The 24,618-nt window shown below is 72.8% G+C and carries 20 protein-coding genes; 13 read left to right on the top strand and 7 right to left on the bottom strand.

The window, feature by feature from the left end:
- Nucleotides 1–146 precede the first annotated feature (146 nt).
- Complete coding sequence (locus E1212_RS10635) at nt 147–548, top strand: hypothetical protein (RefSeq protein ID WP_131982106.1); 402 nt, start codon at nt 147–149, stop codon at nt 546–548.
- 444 nt (nt 549–992) lie between these two features.
- On the opposite strand, the gene E1212_RS10640 is transcribed toward E1212_RS10635, so the two are convergent.
- Entirely contained in the window at nt 993–2,828 is a 1,836-nt protein-coding gene (locus tag E1212_RS10640) for a DEAD/DEAH box helicase (protein WP_476702852.1), read from the bottom strand.
- Nucleotides 2,829–2,874: 46 nt separating this feature from the next.
- On the opposite strand from E1212_RS10640, the gene E1212_RS10645 reads away from it, so the two are divergent.
- Complete coding sequence (locus E1212_RS10645) at nt 2,875–3,372, top strand: cupin domain-containing protein (RefSeq protein ID WP_131982110.1); 498 nt, start codon at nt 2,875–2,877, stop codon at nt 3,370–3,372.
- A 36-nt stretch (nt 3,373–3,408) separates the two neighbouring features.
- On the opposite strand, the gene E1212_RS10650 is transcribed toward E1212_RS10645, so the two are convergent.
- Complete coding sequence (locus E1212_RS10650; protein ID WP_131982112.1) at nt 3,409–4,488, bottom strand: fatty acid desaturase family protein; 1,080 nt, start codon at nt 4,486–4,488, stop codon at nt 3,409–3,411.
- Nucleotides 4,489–4,807: 319 nt separating this feature from the next.
- On the opposite strand from E1212_RS10650, the gene E1212_RS10655 reads away from it, so the two are divergent.
- A complete protein-coding gene (locus E1212_RS10655) occupies nt 4,808–5,668 on the top strand; it encodes a nucleotidyltransferase family protein (protein ID WP_131982114.1) in 861 nt (286 codons plus the stop codon).
- Nucleotides 5,669–5,957: 289 nt separating this feature from the next.
- On the opposite strand, the gene E1212_RS10660 is transcribed toward E1212_RS10655, so the two are convergent.
- Both E1212_RS10660 and E1212_RS10665 read right to left on the bottom strand, forming a co-directional pair.
- A complete protein-coding gene (locus E1212_RS10660) occupies nt 5,958–7,175 on the bottom strand; it encodes a sensor histidine kinase (protein ID WP_131982116.1) in 1,218 nt (405 codons plus the stop codon).
- Complete coding sequence (locus E1212_RS10665; protein ID WP_131982118.1) at nt 7,172–7,840, bottom strand: response regulator transcription factor; 669 nt, start codon at nt 7,838–7,840, stop codon at nt 7,172–7,174. Before E1212_RS10665 ends, E1212_RS10660 begins: the two co-directional genes overlap by 4 nt.
- 147 nt (nt 7,841–7,987) lie before the next feature.
- Here E1212_RS10665 and E1212_RS10670 point away from each other — a divergent pair, with 147 nt between their 5' ends.
- Both E1212_RS10670 and E1212_RS10675 read left to right on the top strand, forming a co-directional pair.
- Nucleotides 7,988–8,671 (top strand): GNAT family N-acetyltransferase, encoded by a 684-nt coding sequence (locus tag E1212_RS10670; protein WP_162605416.1) that lies wholly within the window; start codon nt 7,988–7,990, stop codon nt 8,669–8,671.
- A complete protein-coding gene (locus tag E1212_RS10675) occupies nt 8,668–9,681 on the top strand; it encodes a hypothetical protein (protein ID WP_131982122.1) in 1,014 nt (337 codons plus the stop codon). Before E1212_RS10670 ends, E1212_RS10675 begins: the two co-directional genes overlap by 4 nt.
- A gap of 124 nt (nt 9,682–9,805) precedes the next feature.
- Here E1212_RS10675 and E1212_RS10680 read toward each other — a convergent pair whose 3' ends face one another.
- A complete protein-coding gene (locus tag E1212_RS10680; RefSeq protein WP_131982124.1) occupies nt 9,806–10,639 on the bottom strand; it encodes an alpha/beta fold hydrolase in 834 nt (277 codons plus the stop codon).
- Between the two features lie 141 nt (nt 10,640–10,780).
- Here E1212_RS10680 and E1212_RS10685 point away from each other — a divergent pair, with 141 nt between their 5' ends.
- Nucleotides 10,781–11,272, top strand: a complete 492-nt coding sequence (locus tag E1212_RS10685; protein ID WP_131982126.1) for a CGNR zinc finger domain-containing protein — start codon at nt 10,781–10,783, stop codon at nt 11,270–11,272.
- A gap of 211 nt (nt 11,273–11,483) precedes the next feature.
- Here E1212_RS10685 and E1212_RS10690 read toward each other — a convergent pair whose 3' ends face one another.
- Nucleotides 11,484–11,888: a VOC family protein gene (locus E1212_RS10690; protein WP_131982128.1), complete on the bottom strand. Its 405-nt coding sequence runs from the start codon at nt 11,886–11,888 to the stop codon at nt 11,484–11,486.
- A 44-nt stretch (nt 11,889–11,932) separates the two neighbouring features.
- On the opposite strand from E1212_RS10690, the gene E1212_RS10695 reads away from it, so the two are divergent.
- The gene (locus tag E1212_RS10695; RefSeq protein ID WP_131982130.1) at nt 11,933–12,487 is read left to right on the top strand and encodes a gluconokinase; all 555 of its coding nucleotides are present in this window, start codon (nt 11,933–11,935) and stop codon (nt 12,485–12,487) included.
- A gap of 240 nt (nt 12,488–12,727) precedes the next feature.
- Nucleotides 12,728–15,235, top strand: a complete 2,508-nt coding sequence (locus tag E1212_RS10700; protein WP_162605417.1) for a transglycosylase domain-containing protein — start codon at nt 12,728–12,730, stop codon at nt 15,233–15,235.
- Here the strand turns inward: E1212_RS10700 and E1212_RS10705 are convergent.
- Nucleotides 15,216–16,583: an FAD-dependent oxidoreductase gene (locus E1212_RS10705; protein WP_131982134.1), complete on the bottom strand. Its 1,368-nt coding sequence runs from the start codon at nt 16,581–16,583 to the stop codon at nt 15,216–15,218. The two genes, E1212_RS10700 and E1212_RS10705, sit on opposite strands and share 20 nt — an antisense overlap.
- Before the next feature lie 179 nt (nt 16,584–16,762).
- Here E1212_RS10705 and E1212_RS10710 point away from each other — a divergent pair, with 179 nt between their 5' ends.
- The 5 genes from E1212_RS10710 (at nt 16,763) to nirD (ending at nt 24,617) form a co-directional block, all read left to right on the top strand.
- Entirely contained in the window at nt 16,763–18,136 is a 1,374-nt protein-coding gene (locus E1212_RS10710; RefSeq protein ID WP_131982145.1) for an MFS transporter, read from the top strand.
- Between the two features lie 94 nt (nt 18,137–18,230).
- Nucleotides 18,231–20,321: a molybdopterin oxidoreductase family protein gene (locus E1212_RS10715; protein WP_131982147.1), complete on the top strand. Its 2,091-nt coding sequence runs from the start codon at nt 18,231–18,233 to the stop codon at nt 20,319–20,321.
- Complete coding sequence (locus E1212_RS10720; protein WP_131982149.1) at nt 20,318–21,778, top strand: FAD-dependent oxidoreductase; 1,461 nt, start codon at nt 20,318–20,320, stop codon at nt 21,776–21,778. Before E1212_RS10715 ends, E1212_RS10720 begins: the two co-directional genes overlap by 4 nt.
- Nucleotides 21,775–24,279 carry a nitrite reductase large subunit NirB gene (nirB, locus tag E1212_RS10725; protein ID WP_131982151.1) on the top strand — a complete coding sequence of 835 codons (2,505 nt, stop codon included), beginning with the start codon at nt 21,775–21,777 and terminating at the stop codon, nt 24,277–24,279. Before E1212_RS10720 ends, nirB begins: the two co-directional genes overlap by 4 nt.
- Nucleotides 24,276–24,617 (top strand): nitrite reductase small subunit NirD, encoded by a 342-nt coding sequence (nirD, locus tag E1212_RS10730; RefSeq protein ID WP_131982153.1) that lies wholly within the window; start codon nt 24,276–24,278, stop codon nt 24,615–24,617. The genes nirB and nirD overlap by 4 nt, the downstream gene beginning before the upstream one ends.
- The last annotated feature ends 1 nt before the right edge of the window (nt 24,618 follow it).

Genomic DNA, 24,618 nt, shown 5'->3' on the forward strand with positions numbered 1-24,618 from the left:
ATAAAGAAACACCGGTGACATCGCTCTGTCAAGCCGTGGGCCGCTGACAACAAGGGAGTCCTTGACAAAACTTCTTGTCGGTAAGAGGCTGGAGAAGTACCGAGACAGCGCACGAGTGCCGATCAGCGGCAGGAGCGGAGTTCGCGATGAGCACCAGGACCGTGGCCGAGAAGCTGCTGGTGAAGCCCGGCACGTCGGTGTGGGTGTCGCACCCGGACCGACGGGGGCTGCTGGATCCGCTGCCCGCCGACGTCCGGAGCGTGGACGGCCCGGCGGGCGCCGCAGTGGCGGTCGTCTTCGCCGACGGCGCGGCGTCGGTCCGCACCGTCCTCGAGCAGCACCGCGACACCGTGACGGCGCCGCCGGTGATCTGGATCGCCTACCCGAAAGGGGGCCGCGCGGACATCAACCGCGACACGCTCTGGCCGATCGTCGCCGAGTTCGGCCTGCGCCCCAACGGCCAGGTCGCCATCGACGACGTGTGGTCGGCGCTGCGGTTCCGCGCGACCAAGCCGGGCGAGCCTCCGTTCACCGGCGGCGCGGAGTAGCCCGTCACCGATCCGAGCGCCCGGGCCTGCCCATGATCAGGTTCTCTCGCGGTCGCTGACGCGCCGCCCACGCACATGATCACAACGGGGCAGGCCGGACGCGGCCGCCGACTCCGAGAGTCTTCACTGCCGCCGACGGTCTTCACTGCCGCCGACGGTCTTCACTATCGCCGACGGTCTTCACTGCCGCCGACGGTCTTCACTGCCGCCGACGGTGCCTCGCCCAGGAGCTCGCGGCTTCACTGCCGCCGACGGTCTTCACTGCCGCCGACGGTGCCTCGCCCAGGAGCTCGCGGCTTCACTGCCGCCGACGGTCTTCACTGCCGCCGACCGTCTTCACTACCGCCGACCGTCCTCGGAGCGCAGGAACGTCCGCCGAAGACTGCCTTCGATAGTGAAGACGACCGCTGGAAGTGAAGACGTCCGCATGCCGGCCGGCGGGTGTCAGCGGCGGCGGAGCGAGGCCGAGAAGGCGTCAGCGGAGCGCGACGTCGTGGTCGTGGGGGCCGTGGCCGTGCGGCCGCGACCGCCGCGGCGGCCTCCCGTCGTCGTGCCGGTCGGGCTGGAGCCGGATCGGTCCTGGTGACCAGCCCCGGTGCGACCGTCGCGACCGGCCGAGGCGCCGGTACCGGCACCCCCACCGTCCGAGCCACGACCCGAGCGGCCGCCACGGCGGCGCGGTCGCCCGCGCCCGCCCGGCTCGCCGTCCGAACCCGAGCGCGAGCCCGAACCCGAGCGCGAGCCCGAGCCGCCCCCGCGACCCCGCCGGCCGGCGGTGGCCGGCCCGGCAGGTACGACCGGAGCCGCGGCCGGGGTGACCAGCGGCGCGGCCGGCCCCGTCAGCGAGACGATGGCCGGGTGGCCGGGTGAGACTCGGGTGATCGCGGGCGTGATGCCCGCCTGCCGGGTCAAAGTGCGGACGTCGGCGGTCTGGTCGGGGGTCATGACGGTGACCACGACGCCGTCGGCGCCGGCGCGGGCGGTGCGGCCGGAGCGGTGGAGGTAGGCCTTGTGCTCTGCGGGCGGGTCGACGTGGACGACGAGGCCGATGTCGTCGACGTGGATGCCGCGGGCCGCGATGTCGGTGGCGACCAGCACGCGCGCCGTCCCCGCGGAGAAGGCGGCGAGGTTGCGCTCGCGGGCGCCCTGGCTGAGGTTGCCGTGCAGATCGACGGCGGGGATGCCGGCCGCCGTCAGGACGCGGGCCAGCTTCTTCGCGCCGTGCTTGGTGCGGGCGAACAGCAGCGTGCGCCCGAGCCCGGACGCCAGCTCGCGCACGATCAGCGCCTTGTCACCGGTCTCGACGGCCATGACGTGGTGGGTCATGGCGGAGACGCGTGCGACGGCGGGCGCGGTCGAGTGCATGACGGGCTTGGTGAGGTACCGCCGGACCAGGGTGTCGATGCCGTTGTCGAGCGTGGCCGAGAACAGCAGCCGCTGGCCGCCGCGCGGGGTCGCGTCGAGCAGGCGCCGGACCGCGGGCAGGAAGCCCAGGTCGGCCATGTGGTCGGCCTCGTCGAGCACGGTGACCTCGACGGCGCCGAGGTCGCAGTGGCGCTGGGCGATGAGGTCCTCGAGCCGGCCCGGGCAGGCGATGAGCACGTCGACGCCGGCGGACAGCGAGCGGACCTGCGGGCCCTGCCCGACGCCGCCGAAGATGGTGGCGACGCGCAGGCCGGTAGCCGCGGCGAGCGGCGCGACGGCGGCGGCGACCTGGTTGGCCAGCTCGCGGGTGGGGACGAGGATCAGCGCGCGCGGCCGCCGCGCCTGGCGCACGGCGCCCGAAGCGACCAGCCTGGCGATCGTCGGGACGGCGAACGCGATGGTCTTGCCGGAGCCGGTCTGGCCGCGTCCGAGCACGTCGCGGCCGGCCAGGGTGTCCGGCAGCGTCGCGGCCTGGATCGGGAACGGCGTGGTGACGCCCTCGGCGGCGAGGGCGGCGACGATGGCCGCGGGGACGCCGAGCTCGGCGAACGAGCGGTCGTCGTCGGCCGTGACGGTGTGGAGCTGTGCGAGCGTGGTGTCCGGCGCGACGGCCGGGTGTGTTGTCGTGGCCGAGGCGGCCGGACGGCGGGTGTTACGGGGGCGGCGGCGAGCGCCGTCGCCCCGAGACGTGCGGGTATCAGTGGGCACGAACGTCCTTCCGAGGACGTGGAGGGAGTGGCCGGACACGATCGGACGCCCGCTCATCTGGAAGGGGGACCTGGCGCCTGTGTTGGCGCGTCGCACTCGACCTCGGGGACGTGTAGTCGCGTCCCGTCGGTGTCTAGTGTGCCTCATCGGATGCTCGGTCACCAACCGAGTCCACGACGACCGGAGGAGCACCATGAGTTTCCCGTCCTATCCGCCCGCCCGTTACGACGGCGAGAACGGCGAGGTCAGCGCCCGGCTCCGGCGCGCCGACGCCGCGCCGGAAGTGACGTACGCGTCCGGCGTGACGGTGGACTACCTGGCGACCGGAGCCTCGACCGGCGGCGATTTCGGGCTCTACCGGTGGACGTTCGGGCCCGGCGAGTCCGGTCCCGGCCCGCACTTCCACCGCACGATCACGGAGTCGTTCTACGTCCTCACGGGTGCGGTCCTGCTGTTCGACGGCACGACCTGGGTGGAGGCGACCCAGGGCGACTTCCTGCACGTGCCGCCGGGCGGCGTGCACGGATTCAGGAACGTCCTCGGCGAGCCGGCGTCGATGCTGCTCATGTTCACGCCGGGCGCGCCACGCGAGGACTACTTCGAGACCCTGGCGGCGGTGTCGAAGGGGCTGGAGCTGAGCGAGGAGGAGCGGACGGCGTTCTACCTCCGCCACGACAACCACTGGGCCTGACCCTGCGCGCGCCGCGCCGCGCCAGGGGCAGGAGATCTACGTCCGGTACTGCGCCGTGAGCGGACACTGGAACGGGTCGCGCGCCCTGAGGCCGACGTCGTTCAGGTACTGCACCACGATGCGGTAGGACCCGGTCAGCGTCGTCTCCGTGTACGCGATGCCGTGCCGGGCGCAGAAGTCCTTGACGATGGGCTGAGCGCGGCGCAGGTTGGGCCGCGGCATGCTCGGGAACAGGTGGTGCTCGACCTGGTAGTTGAGCCCGCCCATGGCGAGGTCGACGACGGGGCCGCCCGTGATGTTGCGCGACATGAGCACCTGCCGGCGCAGGAAGTCGATCTTCATAGAGGCGGGCACGATCGGCATGCCCTTGTGGTTGGGCGCGAACGCACCGCCGAGGAGCAGCCCGAACAGGCCCATCTGGACGCAGAAGAACGCGATGGCCTTGGCCGGCGGCAACACGATGAACAGCGCCGCGAGGTAGCCACCGAGCCGGACGGTCATGAACAGGATCTCGACCCAGCGGTGCTCGAGCCGCTCGCGCCGGGCGATGTTCTGGATGCTGTGCGCGTGCAGCGCGATGCCTTCCAGCAGGAGCAGCGGGAAGAAGAACCAGCCCTGCCGGTCGGCGAGCCATTGTCCGACCCGGCCGCGCTGGTGGTAGGCCGCGGGCGAGAACGCCAGCACCCCCGGCGCGATGTCGGGGTCGGCGCCCTCCTTGTTCGGGTTGAGGTGGTGGCGCGTGTGCTTGCGCATCCACCAGCTGTAGCTGAGCCCGGCGAACAGCCCGGAGACGACACGGCCGGTCCACTCGTTCCAGCGGTGCGACGCGAAGATCTGCCGGTGGGCGCCCTCGTGGCCGATGAAGCCGAACTGGGCCAGCACCACGGCGAGCGCGGCGGCGAGCAGCAGCTGGTACCAGGAGTCCCCGAGCAGCGCGAAGCCGACCCAGATGGCGGCGAACGCGGCGATGGTGCCGCCGATCAGCGTCCAGTAGAACGTGTAGCGGCGCTTCAGCAGCCCCGCCGACTGGATGATCTTCGAGAGCTCCGCATACGCGCTGACGTGCCGCTCGCGGGCGGCTCCGCGCGCGGGTGTGCTCTTCATGGCCGTGGTCATCAAAGGGGACCCTTTCGGTGATCGCGGCCGTGCCCGGCCGAGGCGTCAAAGGTTCGACGTCGCTGCTGCGTCAACGGCTCCATCGAGATCAGGGTTCCGCAGCAACTCGAACCTACAGGTACCCCACCCACGCGAGGCCATGCACGGACACCAAATCGCACATGACGGGCTCATGGCGCCGCGGGGAACGTGAGGGTGACGGTGGCGCCGTCGCCGGGCCGGCCGTCGATGACCCTGACCTGCCATCGACTCGGTAGGCGCTTGCAACGTCGGGGCGCAACGACGTGCACCCCCGTCCAGCACGTGACAAGGTCTTCTTGTGCCTCTGCCGGTATCCAAAAATCAGATTGCCCGCCTGGGTGAACGTCTTGCCAGCGGTCGCGCTACCGATCAGGACTGGGACCTTTATGCCGAGGTCCTGGATTGCTATGACCAGAACACGACGGCAGTTCGGTCGGGGATCGATGCGGTGGACTGGTCTAGCGTCCTCGGACGCCCCGTTGACCTCGCCGTGACCGCTCGAACCAAGACGCTCGGCACGCTGATCGATAAGCTGATCCGGACACCGGCGGTTAAGCTTCCGGCCATCAGGGATATCTCGGGCGTGCGCATCGTGGGCGATTTGTTCCTTTCAGAGCAAGATCGCATCGTCGAGCATCTGGTGCAGCTCTTCGACTGCCCGAACGCCAAGCCGGTCGACCGCCGAGTGGATCCTATAAGCGGGTATCGGGCGCTTCACGTCGTTATCGTGGCTGACGGCCTGCCGGTCGAGGTCCAGGTAAGAACAGAGTTGCAGGCGCTCTGGGCTGATCTGTACGAACGTCTGGCGGATACCTGGGGGCGGCAGATCAGGTATGGGGAGGCGCCGAGCCCGGGACCAGACGGTGACATCACGCTCCGGGCTGCGGTTATCGCTGAACTTCATGCGCTTTCACTAGAGAGCTTTGCTGATCTCGAACTGGTGAGGCAGCGCGCCGCGACGGCGATCTCCGACGTCGCTAGAGATGAGCGCGAGCTACACAACAGCGATTTGGATGACGAAGCGCTCCAAGGCTTCCGCGCTCTGTTGCGGAGGCACCGCGATGACCTGGTGCGGATTCAGTCCAGTGCACGAGTGCTACACGGCAACGCGAAGGCGCGGCTGGCAGCGCTAGCGGAGATCGCGAACCGTGTGCCGTAGCCCCCAGAAGCTGCTCTGTGTAAGCTTCGATGCGGAGGCCAAGACGTGATCAACTTTCTTCTGTCGTACGACCGTCGCACCGGTGACCTGGAGATTCAGGAGTTCCGGGGCGAACATGGCCGTGCGAGCGCCTTGCGGGCTCGTCTGAAAGCAGAAGGCCGGGTCCCGGGCAGCGATCGAGAAGTTGTAGTCATTGCAGCCGACTCCGAGGAAGCCCTGCGGCGTACGCACGCGCGCTACTTCAAGTCTGTGACAGAGCTAGCGCTCGCTCAGAGTTAGCGCGGCCGCCTCATGGCGCCGCGGGGAACGTGAGGGTGACGGTGGCGCCGTCGCCGGGCCGGCCGTCGATGACCATGGTGCCGTCGTGGGCGTGCACGATCTCGTCGACCAGCGCGAGCCCGAGGCCGAGCCGCGGGTGGTGGCCGTTGCCGTTGGCGCCGGGACCGCGGTGGAAGCGCTGGGTAAGCTCGGCAGCCAGCTTCGGGTCGAGGCCGGCGCCGTCATCGATGACGGCGATCCGCACGGTGCCGCCGGACGCGTCCGAGCGCGTCAGCCCCAGCGTGATGGTGCCGCCGCGCGCGACGTGGTCCATGGCGTTGTCGACCAGGGCGGCGACGGCGCGGCGCAGCGCGCTGGGCACGCCGGTGACGACGTGCGAGTCGCCCGGCACGCTGTCGACGACGAGGTCGACGCCGGCCTCGTCGGCGGTGGCGGCGAAGGAGTCCTTGACCTCGGTGGCGACGCGGGCGAGGTCGACGGGCTGCCGCGCCTCGGGCCGGTTCCGCATCTCCGCCGACAGCAGCATGTCGTTGACGATGTCGGTGAGCACCCGCGCGTCGTCGACCAGCTGGTCGATCTCCTGCCGCTGGTCGTCGTCGGTACTGGGACGGCGTTGCAGCAGCTGGGCGCGGGTGTGCAGGATCGCCAGCGGGGTGCGCAGCTCGTGGCTGGCGTCGGCGACGAACCGGCGCTGCGAGACGAGCGCGTCGCCGAGCGGGCGGACGGCGCGCCGGGCCACCAGCCAGCCGAGCCCGGCCGCGGCCAGCGCGCCGACGACGCCGACCAGGATGGACAGCCGGGCCAGCCGCTCGGTCTCCTCCTGCTGCTCGGTGAAGTTCGTCACCGCGGCGACCCGCTCGCCGTCGACCACGTCGACGTGGGCGAGGAACGGGGTGTCGCACACCTCGAACCGCCGCGTCCCCGCGGCCAGCTCGTCGACGGCGGCGCTGACGTCTGCCTCGGAGCAGTCGGGCGGGACGCCGTCGATGATCGTGCCGCCCGACGCCGGCGCGGAGTCCGCGAGCTTCGACTGCAGCTTGTGGTCGGTGGCGGAGATCCGCTCCTGCCCGCTGATGGAGTAGACCAGCGCGATGATGACGGCGATGACCAGCGCGACGGCGACCCCCGTCTGCACCGCGACGACGAACGACGCCCGCCGCAGCAGCCGCCGGTCGGCGGGTGCGGGAAGCGGTCGGCGGCGCTGGGAGCCGCCTCGGCGCCAGCTCAAGCGGACCCCATCCGGTAGCCGAGGCCGTGGACGGTGCGGATGACGTCACGGCCGAGTTTCCTGCGCAGATAGTAGACGTAGGTGTCGACGGCGCCGGGGCTGTCGGCGTCCTGGAACACCAGTCGCCGCAGCTCATCGCGAGTGAAGACCTGCGACGGGTGGGCGGCGAACAGCTGCAGCAGCTCGTTCTCGCGGCCGGACAGCTCGATCGGCACATCGCCGCCGACCACCCGCCGCGCAGTGACGTCGAGGTGCCGCTCGCCGAGATCGAGCCGGGTCGAGCTGTCGGTGTGCCGGCGCAACAGCGCGCGCAGCCGGGCCAGCAGCTCGTCGATCTCGAACGGCTTGACCACGTAGTCCTCGGCGCCGGCGTCCAGGCCCTCGACGCGGTCCTCGGTGGTGCCGCGGGCGGTCAGGATGAGGGTCGGCGTCGTGACGCCCTTGGCGCGCAGCCGGCGCACGAGGTCGACGCCCTCGATGGCCGGCAGCCCGCGGTCGATGACCATGACGGCGTACTGGTGCGTGAGCGCGCGGTGCAGCCCCGAGTGGCCGTCGCGGGCGACGTCGACGGTGTAGCCCTCGCCGCTGAACAGCCGGTCCAGGAGCGCCGCCAGCTTGGCGTCGTCCTCGACCAGCAGCAGCGTGCGATGCTCCGCGCCCGTCATGACCTCGATGTTCGCACGTCCGCTCTGAGGTTCCTCTGAGATTCGCGCCGAACCATGAGATCACGAGCCGGCGACAACGCAACCGCTCCGAGGCTCGTCTATCAGGGCAGAGGGGGCCGGGTGGTTCGGGTCGCAGAGAGGCTGAGGATGAGCACAGAAGGCGCGATCGAGGTCCGGCCCGCCAGCGAGGACGACCTGCGTCGTACCGCGGCGCTGCACGTCGCCGAGCTTCCGCACGGCCTGTTCCCGCGGCTCGGCGAGGGCTTCGTCCGGCGGTGGCAGCGTGCGCACATCGAGTCGGCGTACGGCGTCCTGCTGGTCGCCGCGCGCGGCGGCGAGGTGCTCGGGTTCCTGCTCGGCACCACCGACCGGCCGGCCAACGTGGCGTGGATACTCGGCCACCACCGCCGCGAGCTCATGACGGCCGGGCTGCGGGCGCTGCTGTCCCGGCCCGCGCTGGCCCTCGGGTTCGTCCGGACGCGCGGGCCGCGGTACGCGCGGCGGTTGTTCGGACGGGGCGCGTCGGCCCGCGTGGCCGGCCGCGGTGACGTTCCGGAGGCCGGCTTCGGCTCCATCGCGGTGCTCGAGGCGATCGTCGTGGCGCCCGCCGCCCGCGGCGAGTCGGTGGGCACGGCATTGTCCGAGGAGTTCCTCTCGATCGTCGCGGCGGCCGGCGGCGACCGCGTCGAGCTGGTCACGAAGGCGGGTGCCCGCGGTGCGGCCGGGTTCTACGAACGGGCCGGCTGGCGCCGCGTCGGCAGCCACGTCGACCGCGACGGCGACGAGGTCCACACGTACCGGATCGACCCACGGTTCGTGCGAGCTCGATGACCGGTCGCGACGTCGGCCGCCGCGGCTTCCTCCTGGGGGCGACGGCGGCAGCGGTGGCCGCGCTGGCGGGATGCGGAGCCGGCGAGCCGACGCAGCCGCGCACCGGCCGGGCGCTACTGCGGCCGGCCCAGAAGCAGCCGGCGGGTCCGGCGCCGGAGCCCCCGTTACCGGTGCCGGACCTTCCGGTGGTGTCACCGTGGGTCGCGGGCGAGAACGAGATCTCGCCGGAGATCAAGCTGGCGGCGGCCCGGGTGCTGGAGGCGCTGGGGACGGTGCCCGACGGTGTCGCCGCCGGGCCCGCGGGGGACCGGCTGGCGGCCGCCGGGGCAGACCCCGCGCTCGCCGCGGCGGCGGGTCCGCTGCTCCCGCCCGCAGCGCCCGCCGTCACGCAGATCGTCTATCCGCAGTACGGCGGGCTCGAGCGCGACACCGCGAGCGTCATGGCGGTGCTGCGCCAGACCTGGGTCGACGGCGACGAGCTGCGCGACCGGCTGGTGACGGCGGACGTGCGGCTGCGGCGGGCCGGCGGCATCTGGACGGTGAGCGAGCTGCACCCCGTCGCGCCGCAACCCGACGCCGCCGCCGCCCTGCGCGGACCGGCCGCCGAGCTCGCCGCGTCACCCCGGGTGCTGCTGCCGAACGCGGCCGCCGCGGATCTCGCGGCTGGGATCGTCGACGCGAGGGTGGTCGCGGCGCTGCTGGCGCTGGTTCGGACCTACGAGCTGGCGGTGACGGTGTTCCGCGGCGGCCACCCGGAGAACGTGTTCGGCACCGATCGCACCAGCAACCACACCCGCGGCCGCGCCGTCGACATCTGGGCGGTCGACGGCCGGCCGGTGGTGTCGATGGGCAAGGACGAGCCGTTCCTGCTCGACTTCCTCGCCGCGGTGCGCTCGACCGGCAGCGACGAGGTCGGTGGCCCCGTGGATCCCGACGGCCCCGGCGGCACGCACTTCGCCGACGCCCTGCACCGCGACCACGTCCACCTCGGCTTCGAACGCGCCGCCTGAGCAGTCATGGGGACCGTGGGCTTCCGCCCGCCATGGCGGGGCAACTCGTCCGGCGTCGCGTCGAGGGCGAGTGACCACTGCTGGAGCAGCGGTCACTCGCCCTCGAGACGCAGCGGTCAGTGCCTCACTTGCGCAGGAAGGTGAGCAGCGCCTCGCTGACCTGGTCGGCGTGGGTCCAGAGCAGGCCGTGCGGCGCGCCCTCGATCTCGACGTAGTCGGCCGACGGGAGCCGCTTGGTGAACTCGCGGGCCGTGGCGTCGATGGGGAGGATGCGGTCGGCGGTGCCGTGCAGGATCAGCGCCGGCACGTCGACCTTCTCGATGTCGGCGCGGAAGTCGGTCAGCCAGCTCTGCACCACGGCGTAGGCCGCGTACCAGGACGCGCCGGCGGCGACGTTCCAGCTGCCCCTGACCGCGGCCTCGCTGATGCGCGAGCCGAGGTTCTCGTCGAGGTTGTAGAAGTCGCTGTAGAACTGGTCGTACCAGGCGAAGCGGTCGCCCTTCGCGGCCTGCTCGATGCCGGCGAACACGTCGGCCGGCACGCCGGTCGGGTTGTCGTCGGTCTGCAGCAGGAACGGCTCCAGCGAGGCGAGGAACGCGGCCTTCGCGACCCGCTCGCTGCCGTAGGTGCCGAGGTAGCGGCCCACCTCGCCGGTGCCCATCGAGAAGCCGACGAGCACGACGTCGCGCAGGTCGAGGGTGTCGAGGACGGTCTTGAGGTCGGCGGCGAACGTGTCGTAGTCGTAGCCGGTGGTGGGCTGGCTGGACTGCCCGAACCCGCGGCGGTCGTAGGTGATGACGCGGTAGCCGGCGTCGAGCAGTGCCGCCGTCTGCTTCTCCCAGGAGTGCCCGTCGAGCGGGTAGCCGTGGATCAGCACGACCGGCTGCCCGGTGCCGTGGTCCTCGTAGTACAGGTCGATGTTCGTCGAGTTCTCGGTTCCGACGGTGATGTACGGCATGGCCTGGCTCCCGTTCCTTCGACCGGCTCTCTAACCGGTTCATCAGTTTGTGGCGGTTATAAGCCAGATCGAAGCACGGCTATTCCAACCTGTCAATGGATGTGATGGGGTTAGAATGGGAGCGGACCGGAAGGATCAGTCATGACGACGCTGCTGCTCGACCTCGTGAACTCGCGCATCGTGTACCCCGACGGGCCGCGCGACGAGCTCGCCGGCGACGCCGCCGCACGCGCCTGGCTGCGTGAGCGCGGGGCCCAGGGCACGCCCGAAGAGATCGCCGACGCCCGCGCCGTCCGGCCGTTGCTGGCCGCCGTCATCCGCGGCGAGCGGTCGCTCGACACGCTGGAGCCGTGGGTGGGCGTCATGCGCCGGCGGGCCCGGCTCACCCGCGACGGCCTCATCTGGGACGACGACGTGCCCGCCGGCCGCCGCGTCGGAGCGCGCGCCGTCGAGGAATGGGCCGCGCTGCAAGGACCCGAAGGCTCCCGCATCCGGCCCTGCGCCGCCCACGACTGCCAGCACTTCCTGGTCGACAACAGCCGGGGCAACGCGCGCAAATGGCATTCGATGGAGATCTGCGGCAACCGAGCCAAGGCCCGTCGTCACTATGCGCGGTCGAAGTCGGAGGGCTAGGGGCGGTCGCTCGCCGCTACGCGCCTGGGCGGGGGTTCCGGGCGGAGAGTCGGAGGTTGCGCCGGCTCCGCTTCGCGGCGGTGAAGCATGCCGCGTGCGCTCTTGACGCCGGCTCCACATCCTCCGACCCTCCACCCTCGATTCCGTGGCGGCTCGGCTTCGCTTTGCCGGCCTCGCCTCTCGGCGGTCGCGCTGGGTGTCTGGCGGTTGGTCAGTTGCCGAGTTCGGTGAAGAGGGTGAGCTGCAGGCCGCCGGGGGCGTCGAGGCGGGCGTTGAGGGAGTCCCACGGGGTCCGGGTCGGCTCGGCCAGGATCTCGGCGCCGCCGCCGGCCAGCCGCCGGGTCGTCTCGGCCGCGTCGTCGACCTCCATGGCGACGCGGATGTGGCCGGCCACCCGCCGGCCGACCTCGACGCGGTCGATGAACTCGGCCTGGTCCTGGTCGACGATCTCGATGGTCGCCCGGCCGGCGCCGAGCAGCATCACCCGGCCCTCGTCGGACGAGAAGTCGGCCAGCTCCGGCAGGTCCAGCACGTCGCGGTAGAACCGGACGGCCTCGTCGTAGTCGGGGACGGTCACGACGAGCCGCAGCTCGCGCACGGGAGTGATGTCGGTCATGGCCTCAGTCTGGACGCCGCCGCCCCGCCGGACCAGGTCGTGTGATGCTGGACCGCGTGACCATCCCGCCACACCTAGTCGTCATGGGCGTGTCCGGCTCCGGCAAGACGACGGTCGCGACGCGGCTCGCCCAGCTGCTGGACCGGCCGTTCGCCGAGGCCGACGACATGCACCCGCCGGCCAACGTCGCCAAGATGGCGGCCGGCACGCCGCTGACCGACGCCGACCGCGAGCCCTGGCTGCGCACCGTCCGCGACTGGCTCTCCTCGCAGGCCGAGCAGGGCCGCAGCGCCGTCGTCACCTGTTCTGCGCTGCGCCGGGCCTACCGCGACGTGCTGCGCGCGGCGGCCGGGGGCGTGCGGTTCGTGCACCTCGACGGCGACCCTGAGCTCATCGCCACCCGAATGAAGCAGCGCAAGGGCCACTTCATGCCCGCCAGCCTGCTGCGCTCGCAGCTGGACACCCTCGAGCCGCTCCAGCCCGGCGAGGACGGCGTGCGGGTGCCGATCGAGGGCACGCCCGGCGACATCGTCGCCGACGCGCTGCGCCGCCTCGGATTGGAAGGCGATCACGGAGCGACACCATACGGTCACGCGTAGTGATGTGATCGGGACCTCGGTTTCAGGAGTGGTACGCACCGGGTATACCCGCTCGGCGGGCAGGGCGCGGCGATGGTGGTCTCCGCTCGCGGGGGTGGCGGAGAAAGGTCGCTGCGCCGTGCCCGTCCCCGGGCGGGCCGCAGCGGCGCCGGGGCGCGGGTGGAACTCTCCCGCCGTCCCAGCCGTCTTCCCCTTGGCACGAGCGGCCACCCGGGCGCGCCACCTACCATCGAAGACGTCATGAGCACCGAACCTGAACCGGACCACGAGACGCGCCCTGAGAAGGGCGCGCGCTATCGCGCCGGCCGCCGCAAGCGGACCGGCTGGCGGCGCGTATTCAACTGGAAGGTCTTCGGCTTCACGGCGCTCGGCATGCTCCTGCTGGGTGCGGGGGCCGTCGGCGTCGCGTTCGCCATGATCGACGTGCCGGAGCCGAACGACTTCTCGACCTCCGAGACGAGCATCGTCTACTGGGACGACGGCGAGACCGAGCTCGGCCGGTTCAGCGCAGAGAACCGCGAGATCGTCGGCATCGAGGAGATCCCGCAGACCCTCCAGCAGGCCGTCGTGGCCGCCGAGGACCGCAGCTTCTACGAGAACTCCGGCTTCTCGGCCACCGGCATGATCCGGGCCGGCTGGGACGCCCTGCGCGGCTCGTCCAGCGGCGGCGGCGGGTCGACCATCACCCAGCAGTACGTCAAGAACTACTACCTGACGCAGGACCGCTCCTACACCCGCAAGCTGCGCGAGCTCGTCATCTCGGTGAAGATCGACCAGGACGTCGACAAGGACCAGATCCTGGCCGACTACCTCAACACCATCTGGTTCGGCCGCGGCACCTACGGGGTGCAGACGGCGTCGCGCTCGTACTTCGGCGCCGACGTCGCCGACCTCGACCTCGCGCAAAGCGCCGCGCTGGCCGCGATCCTGCGTTCGCCCACGCGCTACGACCCCACCCTGGGTCCCGAGAACGCCGAGCGGTTCGCCCAGCGCTTCCAGTACGTGCTCGACGGCATGGTGGCCACGGGCGCCATCGACGAGGCCACCGCCGCCGACACCGTCGCGCCCGAGGTGCTGCCCGAGCAGCAGGTCAACCGGTACGGCGGGCCCAACGGCTACCTGCTCATGATGGTCCGCGACGAGCTGCTCGCCATGGGCTACGACGAGCAGGAGATCGAGACCGGCGGGCTGCGCGTCACCTCCACGTTCAGCGCGGTGGCGCAGACGGCCGCGCTGCGGGCCATCGAGGAGGAGCGCCCCACCGAGGACGCCGACGGCGTGCGCATCGGCCTCGCGGCGGTGCGGCCGGGCGACGGCGCCGTGGTGGCGGTCTACGGCGGGCCCGACGCCGTCGCGCAGAGCTACAACGACGCCGTCGACGCCATCCCGCAGGCCGGGTCGACGGTGAAGCCGTTCGTGCTGGCAGCGGGACTGGAGAACGGGTACTCGCTGCGCAGCCGGTTCTGGGGCAACTCGCCGTTCGACCCGCCGGAGCTCGGCCCGCCCGTCAACAACCAGGGCAACCGCGACTACGGCCGCAACGTCACCCTCGAGCGCGCGATGGAGAACTCCATCAACACCGCGTTCGTCGACCTCGCCATGGAGTTGGGGCCCGAGACGGTCGTCGACTCGCTGGTGCGGGCCGGCTTCCCCGACGACGAGCAGCTGCAGGCCAACCTCAACCCCCGCGTCGCCATCGGCATCGGCGGTGTCTCGGCGCTGAACATGGCCAACTCCTACGCCACGCTCGCGTCCCAAGGCCTGCATGCCGGCACCTACACCGTCCGGCAGATCGTCGACCGCGACGGCGCCGTGGCGTTCGAGCACGAGGCCGCGCCCGAGCGGGTCTTCGAGGAGGACGTCACCCGCGACGTCACGTACTCGCTCACCGAGACCGTCGACGGCGGCACCGCCGAGGTCGCACGAGACCTCGACCGCCCCGTCGCCGCGAAGACCGGAACGCACGACGACCTCACGGCCTGGTTCAGCGGGTACACCCCGCAGCTGGCCGCGTCCGTCGTCTACTTCCGCGGCGACGGCACCGAGTCGCTCGACGGCGTCGGCGGCATGGAGAGCTTCAGCGGCGGCGCCTACCCGGGCCGCACGTGGACGGCGTTCATGGAGGCCGCGCTCGAGGGGCAGCCCGAGGAGGAGTTCCCCGAGCCGGCGAACATCCGCGGCGAGAACGGCAACGACGGCGGCGGCGACGAGCGCCCCGAGCGGCCGAACCGGCCCGATGATGACGACGACGACGAGAACGACGGCGGCGAGCGCGGCGAGGAGAACGGCGGCGGGAACGGCGACGAGAACGGCGAGGAGAACGGCGCCGAGCAGCCCGGCGGCGACGAGTCCGGCGCCACGGAGTCCGGCACCGAGACCGGTGGCGACGAGTCAGGCGGGGCCGAGCCTGGCACCGAGTGGGGCGGCGACGAGTCCGGCGCCACGGAGTCCGGCACCGAGACCGGCGGCGACGAGTCCGGCGCGACCGAGTCCGGCACTGACTCCGGAACCGACACCGGCGACACCGGCGACACGTCGGGCGACACGGGCACCGACGCCGGGACCGACACCGGAGCCGAGGGCGGCGCCGAGTCCGGCACCGACGCGGGCGACGAGAGCGGCACGACCGCTCCGGACAGCCGGGCGAGTCAGGCGGCGGTGCTGCTGCTCGGCGCCGGTGCGCTCACGGTGGGCGGGCTCAGCCGGCGCGGCGGGCCGCGCGCGTGGCTCAGCGGCCGGAGGCGATGACCTCGAGGGCGGCGGCCAGGTCGTGCACGACGATCGGGTCGCCGCCCCCGGCGTCGCCGGCCGCCTTCTCGTGCGCCTCGAGCCGTAGCCAGTCGGTCCAGCTCACCACGCGGATGCCGCGCTCGGTCAGCAGTTTGTCGACGGTGTCCGGGTCGCCCTGGCGCGTGGGCAGCGTGTCGAGGTCGGCGAGCACGGACTCCGCGACCTCGTTGGCGTCGCCGCGGTTCGTCGCGATGACGCCCGTGGGCCCGCGGCGCAGCCAGCCGGTGACGTAGACGCCGGCGAGCACGGCGTCGTCGTCGAGCACCCGGCCGTCCCGCGACGGGACCGTGCCGCTCGAGTCGTCGAACGGCAGTCCGGGGATCGGCGTGCCGTGGTAGCCGATGGCGCGCACGACCAGCTCCGTCGGCAGCGTCAGCGTCGGCAGGTCGCCCGGTGGCGGGGCGGTGCCGAGCCGGGTGGGCGCCAGCTCGATGCCGGTGACCGCTGTGGTGCCGAGGATGCGGACCGGGCGGCTCCAGTAGTGCAGGTGGATGCGCCGGCGGGCGCCGGTGCGCGGCCGTTCGGACCACTCGCGGCAGACGTCGACGATGACCCGGGAGTGCCGGTCGGTCGCCACGGCCTCTTCGTCGGCCGGACCGAGGACGAGGTCGTCGGGGTCGACGATCAGGTCGACGCCCTCGAGCGCGCCCAGCTCGTGCAGCTCCGGCGACGTGAACTTGGCCTGCGCCGGGCCGCGCCGGGCGACCAGGTGGATGTCGGTGACCGTGCTGGCCGCGAGCGCGTCGAGGACATGCCGGGGCATCGAGGTGCCGCGCAGCGCCGTGGCGTCCTTGGCCAGGATGCGGGCGATGTCAAGCGCGACGTTGCCGGCGCCGATGACCGTCGCCGTGGTGAGGTTCGGCGGGAGCTCGACGGCGCGCGCCTGCGGGTGGCCGGTGTACCAGGCCACCAGCTCCGACGCGCCGTACGACCCGGCGAGGTCCTCGCCGGGGATGCCGAGCCGGCGGTCGCCGAGCATGCCCGTCGACACGATGACGGCGTCATAGGCGGCCCGCAGCTCCTCGACGGTGACGTCGCGCCCCACGTGCACGTTGCCGGCGAACCGCACGCGCGTGTGCGTGAACCCCTGCGCCAGCACGCGCGAGATGTTCCGGGTCTTCGGATGGTCCGGCGCCACGCCGTAGCGGACCAGGCCGTACGGCGCGGGCGCGGCCTCGAAGACGTCGATGCGGTCGAAGCGGTCGCTGCGCACGAGCGCGGCGAGGGCGTACAGCCCGGCCGGACCGGCTCCGACGATGGCGGCAGCCCGGCCGGCCGCCCCGGATCGACTCCCGTCGTCCTCCATCCGCCCAACGTATGCCGTCGGGCGCCGGCCGCACCACCCCTTGTGCGCGGTCTCACGGCCGTCCGGCCGCCGGGGTGAGAAGACGTTGACACGAGGGCGCCGCTCGAGGCACGTCGGCGTAACGCCGGGTTCCTAGCGTCGGCGGCCAGTGGAGTCAGACCCCGAACCCGGAGGCCGTCATGACCGAGACGCCCACCCTCGCCCCCGACCGCGCCGCCGTACCGGCGCCGGCCCGACGTGGCGGGCGCTGGATCGACCACTGGGAGCCGGAGGACGAGACGTTCTGGCGGCGGACCGGCCGCTCCGTCGCCCGCCGCAACCTGGTGTTCTCGATCCTCGCGGAGAACGTCGCCTTCTCGGTGTGGACGCTGTGGAGCATCTCGGCGGCGCTGCTGGTGGCGCACTACGACGTCGGGTTCTCCGCCGCGCAGCTGTTCTTCCTGGTCGCCGTGCCGAACGTCGTCGGGGCGGTGCTGCGGATCCCGTACACGTTCGCCGTGCCGCGCTTCGGCGGCCGGAACTGGACGGTAGTCAGCGGTCTGCTGCTGCTCGTCCCGACGGTGCTGCTGGCGGTCGCCGTCGGCAACCCGGGTACGCCCTACTGGGCGTTCCTGCTGATCGCGGCGATGGCGGGCTTAGGCGGCGGCAACTTCGCGTCCAGCATGACCAACATCAGCTTCTTCTTCCCGGACCGGGGCAAGGGCCTGGCGCTCGGCCTGAACGCGGCGGGCGGCAACATCGGCGTCGCGCTGCTGCAACTCGGGCTGCCGCTGATCGTCGGCGCCGGGGGCCTGTTCGGGCTGGTGGGCGCGGCCGCCGCCGGGGTGGACCTGGCGCGGGCGGGGTGGGTGTGGGCGGCGCTGGGCGTGGTGGCGGCGACCTGCGCGTGGTTCTTCATGGACAACCTGTCGGTGTCGCTGGCGCCGTTGCGCTCGCAGCTCGCCGTGGTGCGGCACCGCCACACCTGGATCGTGTCGTGGCTCTACATCGGCACGTTCGGTTCGTTCATCGGCTACTCGTCGGCGTTCCCGCTGCTCATCAAGCTGCAGTTCCCCGAAGTGCCGGCGGCGAACTACGCGTTCCTGGGCGCGCTGGTCGGCTCGGTGGCGCGGCCGCTCGGCGGCTGGCTGGCCGACCGGATCGGCGGGGCGCGGGTCACGCTGTGGAACTTCGCGGCGATGGCGGCCGGCACCGTCCTCGTCATCGTCGCGGTCGACGGCGGCAGCTGGCCGCTGTTCCTCGGCGCGTTCCTGCTGGTGTTCGTGACGACCGGGCTCGGCAACGGATCGGCGTTCCGGATGATCCCGATGATCTTCCGCAACCGGACCGAGGCGGCCGCCGTCATCGGGCTGTCGTCGGCCGTCGGGGCGTTCGGCGGGTTCGCCGTCGTCGCGACGTTCGGCGTGCTCGGCCTGGTGAACGACGGCCGGGTGCCGGCGGGCGCCGTCGCGACCGCGTTCGTGATCTTCCTCGGCTTCTACGTCACCTGCGCGCTGTTGACGTGGTGGAACTACGCCCGACGGGGTGCGGCGCTGGCCGCCGCCGACATCTGATCACGGCTCGCGGAGGCGACGAGTGCGAGGCATTTATCGCGGGCGTAACGCGCCCGAGGCGGTCCGGAAACCCCCGCTTCACACCGTAGCGGGCATGGGCACCACGGCCACCCACTGCGCGTACTGCGCCCTGCAGTGCGCGATGACGCTGACGGCGGACGCCGGCGGCCGGGTCACCGTGGAGCCGCGGGACTTCCCGACCAACCGCGGCGGGCTGTGCCAGAAGGGCTGGACGGCGGCCGACCTGCTGGCGTCGCCGCACCGGCTGACGACGCCGCTGCTGCGCGACGACCGGTCGGCGCCGTTCCGCGAGGCGAGCTGGGACGAGGCGCTCACCGTCGTGGCATCGTCGCTGCGCGAGGTGCAGGCCGAGTACGGCCGCGACGCCGTCGCCGTCCTCGGTGGTGGCGGGCTGACCAACGAGAAGGCCTACCAGCTGGGCAAGTTCGCCCGGGTCGCGCTGCGGACGAAGAACATCGACTACAACGGCCGGTACTGCATGTCGTCGGCAGCGGCGGCGTCGAACCGGGCGTTCGGCATCGACCGCGGGCTACCGTTCCCGCTGCCCGACCTGGCCGAGGCCGGCGCCGTCCTCATCGCCGGCGGCAACGTCGCCGAGACGATGCCGCCGTTCGTGCAGCACCTGGCCGCCGTCGTCGACCGCGGCGGCTCGCTGATCGTCGCCGACCCGCGCCGCACCGCCACCGTGGACCGGGCGACACTGCACCTGCCGGTCCTGCCCGGCACCGACCTGGCGCTGGCGCTCGGGCTCCTGCACGTGGCCGTCTCCGGCGGGCACGCCGACCGCGCCTACATCCATGACCGGACGACGGGGTTCGACGAGACCTGGCGGGCCGCCGCGCAGTGGTGGCCGGAGCGGGTCGAGCGGGTCACCGGCGTATCGGTCGCGGCGCAGCGGGCCGCCGTCGCGCAGCTGGCCGCGGGTGCGCGCGGCCGCGGCGCCGTCGTCCTGACCGCCCGCGGCGCGGAGCAGCAGAGCAAGGGGACCGACACCGTCACCGCGCTGATCAACCTGGCGCTCGCGCTCGGCCTGCCGGGCAGGCCGCACAGCGGGTTCGGCTGCATCACCGGCCAGGGCAACGGGCAGGGCGGCCGCGAGCACGGGCAGAAGGCGGACCAGCTGCCCGGTTACCGGCGCATCGACGATCCCGCCGCGCGGGCGCACGTCGCCGCCGTCTGGGGTGTCGAGCCCGCTGATCTGCCGGGGCCGGGCCCGTCGGCGTACGAGCTGATCGAGAGCCTGGGCACCGACGGCGGTCCGCGGGCGCTGCTCGTGCACGGGACCAACCTGGCGGTGTCCTCGCCGCGGGGCGCCCGGGTGCTGGAGCGGCTGGCGGCCCTCGACCTGCTTGTCGTGGCCGATGTCGTGCTGTCCGAGACCGCCGCCCTGGCCGACGTCGTCCTGCCCGTGACGCAGTTCGCCGAGGAGGACGGCACGATGACCAACCTCGAGGGCCGGGTGATCCGCCGGCGCCGCGCGGTCGCGCCACCGTCCGGCGTACGCACCGAGCTGGAGGTGCTGACGTCGCTGGCCGGGCTGCTGGGGTGCCGGGCGCCGTTCGACGCCGACCCGGAGACGGTCTTCGACGAGCTGCGCCGGGCCAGCGCCGGCGGCGTCGCCGACTACGGCGGCATCAGCTGGGACCGGGTCGACGCCGAGGGCGGCGTCTTCTGGCCGTGCCCGTCCTCCTCGCATCCGGGCACGCCCCGGCTGTTCGCGGACGGGTTCCCGACGGCGGACGGCCGGGCCCGCTTCGTCGCCGTCGAGCACCGGCCGCCGGCCGAGGAGGTCGACGCCGAGCACCCCGTCTACCTCACGACAGGGCGGGTGCTGCAGCAGTACCAGAGCGGCGCGCAGACGCGGCTGGTCCCGGCACTGGCCGCCGCGGCCGCCGAGCCGCACGTCGAGGTCCATCCCGACCTCGCCGGGCGGAGCGGGCTGGCCGACGGCGACCTGGTGCGGGTGGTCAGCCGGCGCGGCGACGCCGTCGGGCGGGTCCGGCTGACGACGGCGATCCGCCCCGACACCGTGTTCATGCCGTTCCACTGGGGCGGCGAGCAGGCGGTCAACCGGGTGACGAACCCGGCGCTGGACCCGGTGTCGCGGATGCCGGAGTTCAAGGTCTGCGCGGTCCGCCTGGAGCGTGTGGTGGTGGTGTCATGACGCAGGTTGTCGTCGTAGGACATGGCATGGCCGGCGCCCGGTTCGTCCAGGAGCTGCGGGCCCGCGACCTGTCCCGCCGGTTCGAGGTGACGGTGCTCGGCGCGGAGCCGGAGGCCGCGTACAACCGGGTCCTGCTGTCGTCGGTGCTGGCCGGCGCTCTGACCCCGGCGGAGATCGAGACGGTGCCGTCGGCCTGGTATGCCGCCGAGGACGTCGAGCTGCGCACCGGGGTCGAGGTCGGGCGCATCGACCGGCGGCGACGGCGCGTGCTCACGACCGCCGGTGAGTACGTCGGCTACGACCACCTGGTGCTGGCCACCGGCAGCCGCCCGTGGGTGCCGCCGATCGACGGGCTGGTCGGCGATGACGGCGAGCTCGACCGCGACGTCGTGGTGTTCCGCACGCTGGCGGACTGCCGCGCGATGCTGGCCCGGCTCGGACGGGTCCGGTACGCCGTCGTGCTGGGCGGCGGGCTGCTCGGGCTGGAGGCGGCGCGCGGACTGGCCGGGCGCGGCGTCGACGTCGAGGTGGTGCACCCGGCGGACCGGCTCATGGAGCGCCAGCTCGACCTCGACGCCGGCCGGGTGCTCGCCCGCACGCTGCGCGGGCTGGGCGTGCGGGTGCGGCTGAACGCGCAGGCGGTGCGGTTCACCGACGGCTGGGGCGGCGGCGGGCGCGGGGTCCGGCTCGACGACGGGACGCGGCTGCCGGCCGACCTGGTGGTCGTGGCCTGCGGGGTGCGCCCGAACAGCGGGCTGGCCGCGGCCGCCGGGCTGGAGGTGGAGCGCGCGGTGGTGGTGGACGACTCGATGACGTCGGTGACCGATCCGGCGATCCACGCGATCGGCGAGTGCGCCCAGTACGACGGCCAGGTGTACGGGCTGGTCGCGCCGGCCTGGGAGCAGGCGGCCGTGCTGGCCGACGTGCTGGCGGGTGGCTCCGCGCGGTACGGCGGCTCGGCGATCGTCACCCGCTTGAAGGCCGCCGACGTCGACCTGGCGGCGATGGGCGAGACGGACGTCGACGACTTCGGCGCCGACGACGGCCTGGAGGTGCTGCGGTTCGCCGACCCGGCGCGCGGCACCTACCAGAAGGTCGTGATCCGCGACGACCGCGTCACCGGCGCGATCATGCTCGGCGGCCCGGAGACCGTCGGCACCGTCACCCAGCTGTTCGACCGCGCGGCGCCGGTGCCGGCCGACCGGCGGGCGCTGATCTTCCCCGGCGTGGTCGACGCGGGCGGCGCCGTCGACCCCGCCGACCTCCCGGACGAGCACACCGTCTGCCGGTGCAACGGCGTCACGGCCGGCCGGGTCCGGGCCGCCTGCGAGGCCGGAGCGGACACCGTCGCCGGCGTCGCCGCCACCACCCGCGCGACCACCGGCTGCGGCGGCTGCCGCTCCGGTGTCGCCGCCCTGTTGTCGGCCACCCGCCCCACAGTGGAGGTCCCCGCATGAGCACCCAGCAGCGCCGGCTCGTCGTGGTCGGCAACGGCATGGTCGGGCAGCGGCTCGTCGAGGCGGTCCGGCAGCGCGACCCGCAGCGGCGGTGGCGGATCACCGTCCTCGGCGAGGAGCCCCGGCCCGCGTACGACCGGGTCGCACTGACGTCGTACCTCACAGGGGCGACGGAGGCGGAGCTCGGGCTGGTGCCGGACGGGTGTTACGACGGCGACAGCTCGCTCGTCGTCGGCGAGGCGGTGACCGGGATCGATCGTTCGGCGCGGCTCGTCACGACGACGGCCGGGCGGGTCGTGCCGTACGACGCGCTGGTGCTGGCGACCGGGTCGAAGCCGTTCGTGCCGCCGGTGCCGGGTGCGGACCTGGACGGCTGCTTCGTGTACCGGACCATCGACGACCTCGACGCGATCCGGGAGCGCGCGGCGTCCGTGACGAGCGGCGTCGTCGTCGGTGGCGGGCTGCTCGGGCTGGAGGCGGCGAACGCGCTGCTGGCGCTGGGGCTCTCGACCGGTGTGGTGGAGTTCGCGCCCCGGCTGATGCCGGCGCAGGTCGACCAGGGCGGCGGCGAGGTGCTGCGGCGCAAGGTCGAGGCGCTCGGGCTGACGGCCCGGCTGGACACCGCGACCGAGCGGATCGCCGTCGCCGGCTCGGGGCTGCGGTTGTCCTTCGCCGACGGATCGGCGCTGGACACCGGGATGGTCGTGTTCTCGGCCGGTATCCGGCCGCGGGACGAGCTCGCGCGGTCCGCCGGGCTGGCCGTCGGGGAGCGCGGCGGCATCGTCGTCGACGAGGCGTGCCGGACGTCGGACCCGGCGATCTGGGCGATCGGCGAGTGCGCGCTGGCCGGCGGCCGCGTGTACGGACTGGTCGCACCCGGCTACGACATGGCCGAGGTGGTGGCCGACCGGCTGCTCGGCGGCGACGCCGCCTTCGCCGAGGCCGACACGTCGACCAAGCTCAAGCTGCTCGGCGTCGACGTCGCCAGCTTCGGCGACGCCCACGCGACGACGCCGGACGCGCTCGAGGTGGTCTACGCGGACCCCGTCGGCGGCGTCTACAAGAAGCTGGTCGTCACCGACGACGCGTCGACGCTGCTCGGCGGGGTGCTGGTCGGCGACGCGTCGGCGTACGCGGCGCTGCGGACCATGGTCGGGCGGCCACTCGCCGACACCCCGGAGCAGCTGCTGCTGGCCGGGCCGTCGACGTCGGACCTCGGCGACGACGCGCAGGTGTGCTCGTGCCAGAACGTGTCGGCCGGGGCCGTGCGCGCCGCGATCCACGACGAGGGCTGCGCCGACGTCGCGGCGGTCAAGGCGTGCACGCGGGCCGGCACCGTCTGCGGCAGCTGCGTCCCGCTGCTGAAGACGCTGCTGACGCAGTCCGGCGTCGAGGCCGACCCGGCGCTGTGCGAGCACTTCTCCATGGGGCGGGCGGAGCTGTTCGACATCGTCCGGGTCACCGGGCTGCGGACCTTCAGCGAGATCATCGCCCGGCACGGGAGCGGCCGTGGCTGCGACATCTGCAAGCCGGTGGTCGCATCGATCCTGGCCAGCCTGGGCTCCGGGCACGTCCTCGACGGCGAGCAGGCCGCGCTGCAGGACACCAACGACCACTTCCTCGCCAACATCCAGCGCAACGGCACGTACTCCGTCGTGCCGCGGGTGCCGGGCGGCGAGCTGACGGCGGAGGGCCTGATCGCGATCGGCGAGGTGGCCCGCGACTTCGGGCTGTACTCGAAGATCACCGGCGGGCAGCGGATCGACCTGCTGGGGGCGCGGGTGGAGCAGCTGCCGGCGATCTGGAAGCGGCTGGTCGACGCCGGGTTCGAGAGCGGGCACGCGTACGGCAAGGCGCTGCGGACGGTGAAGTCGTGCGTCGGCTCGACCTGGTGCCGGTACGGCGTCCAGGACTCCACGTCGCTGGCGATCATGCTGGAGCTGCGCTACCGCGGCCTGCGGGCGCCACACAAGATCAAGGCCGGGGTGTCCGGGTGCGCCCGCGAGTGCGCAGAGGCGCGCAGCAAGGACGTCGGGATCATCGCCTCGGAGAACGGCTGGAACCTCTACGTCGGCGGGAACGGCGGGTTCCGGCCGCGGCACGCCGAGCTGTTCGCGTCGGACCTGTCCGATGCGCAGCTCGTCGCCCTCGTCGACCGGTTCCTCATGTTCTACGTCCGCACCGCCGACCGGCTGCAGCGCACGGCCGCCTGGATCGAGGCGCTCACCGAGGAGCACGGCGACGGCCTCGCCTACTTGCATCGCGTCCTCGTCGAGGACGAGCTCGGCCTGTGCGCCGACCTGGAGGCGGCGATGGACCGGCACGCCGGGTCCTACACCGACGAGTGGGCCGCGGTCCTCGACGACGAGGAGAAGCTCGGCCGGTTCGTGTCCTTCGTCAACGCCCCCGATGCCCCCGACCCGAGCATCCGGTTCGAGACCGAGCGGGGCCAGATCCGCCCGGTCGTCGCCGGTCCGACCCTGGAGGTGGTGCGCCGATGACCGTTCTCGACGTCCGCACATGGACCGTCGTCTGCCGCTTCGACCTGCTGTTGCCCGAACGCGGGGTGGCGGCGCTGGTCGGCGATTCGCAGGTGGCGATCTTCCGTGGCTTCGCCGGCGAGGTCTACGCGCTGGGCAACCGCGACCCGTTCAGCGACGCCTACGTGTTGTCGCGGGGGATCGTGGGGTCGCGCGGGACCGTGCCGACCGTCGCGTCACCGATGCACAAGCAGGTGTTCTCGCTGGTCACAGGGGAGTGCCTGGACGAGCCGGGGATCGCCGTGCCGGTGTACGACGTGCGGGTGCGCGACGGCGACGTGGAGGTGGCGGGGCCGTGAC

This window comes from Jiangella ureilytica (assembly GCF_004348545.1).
Lineage (GTDB): Bacteria > Actinomycetota > Actinomycetes > Jiangellales > Jiangellaceae > Jiangella > Jiangella ureilytica.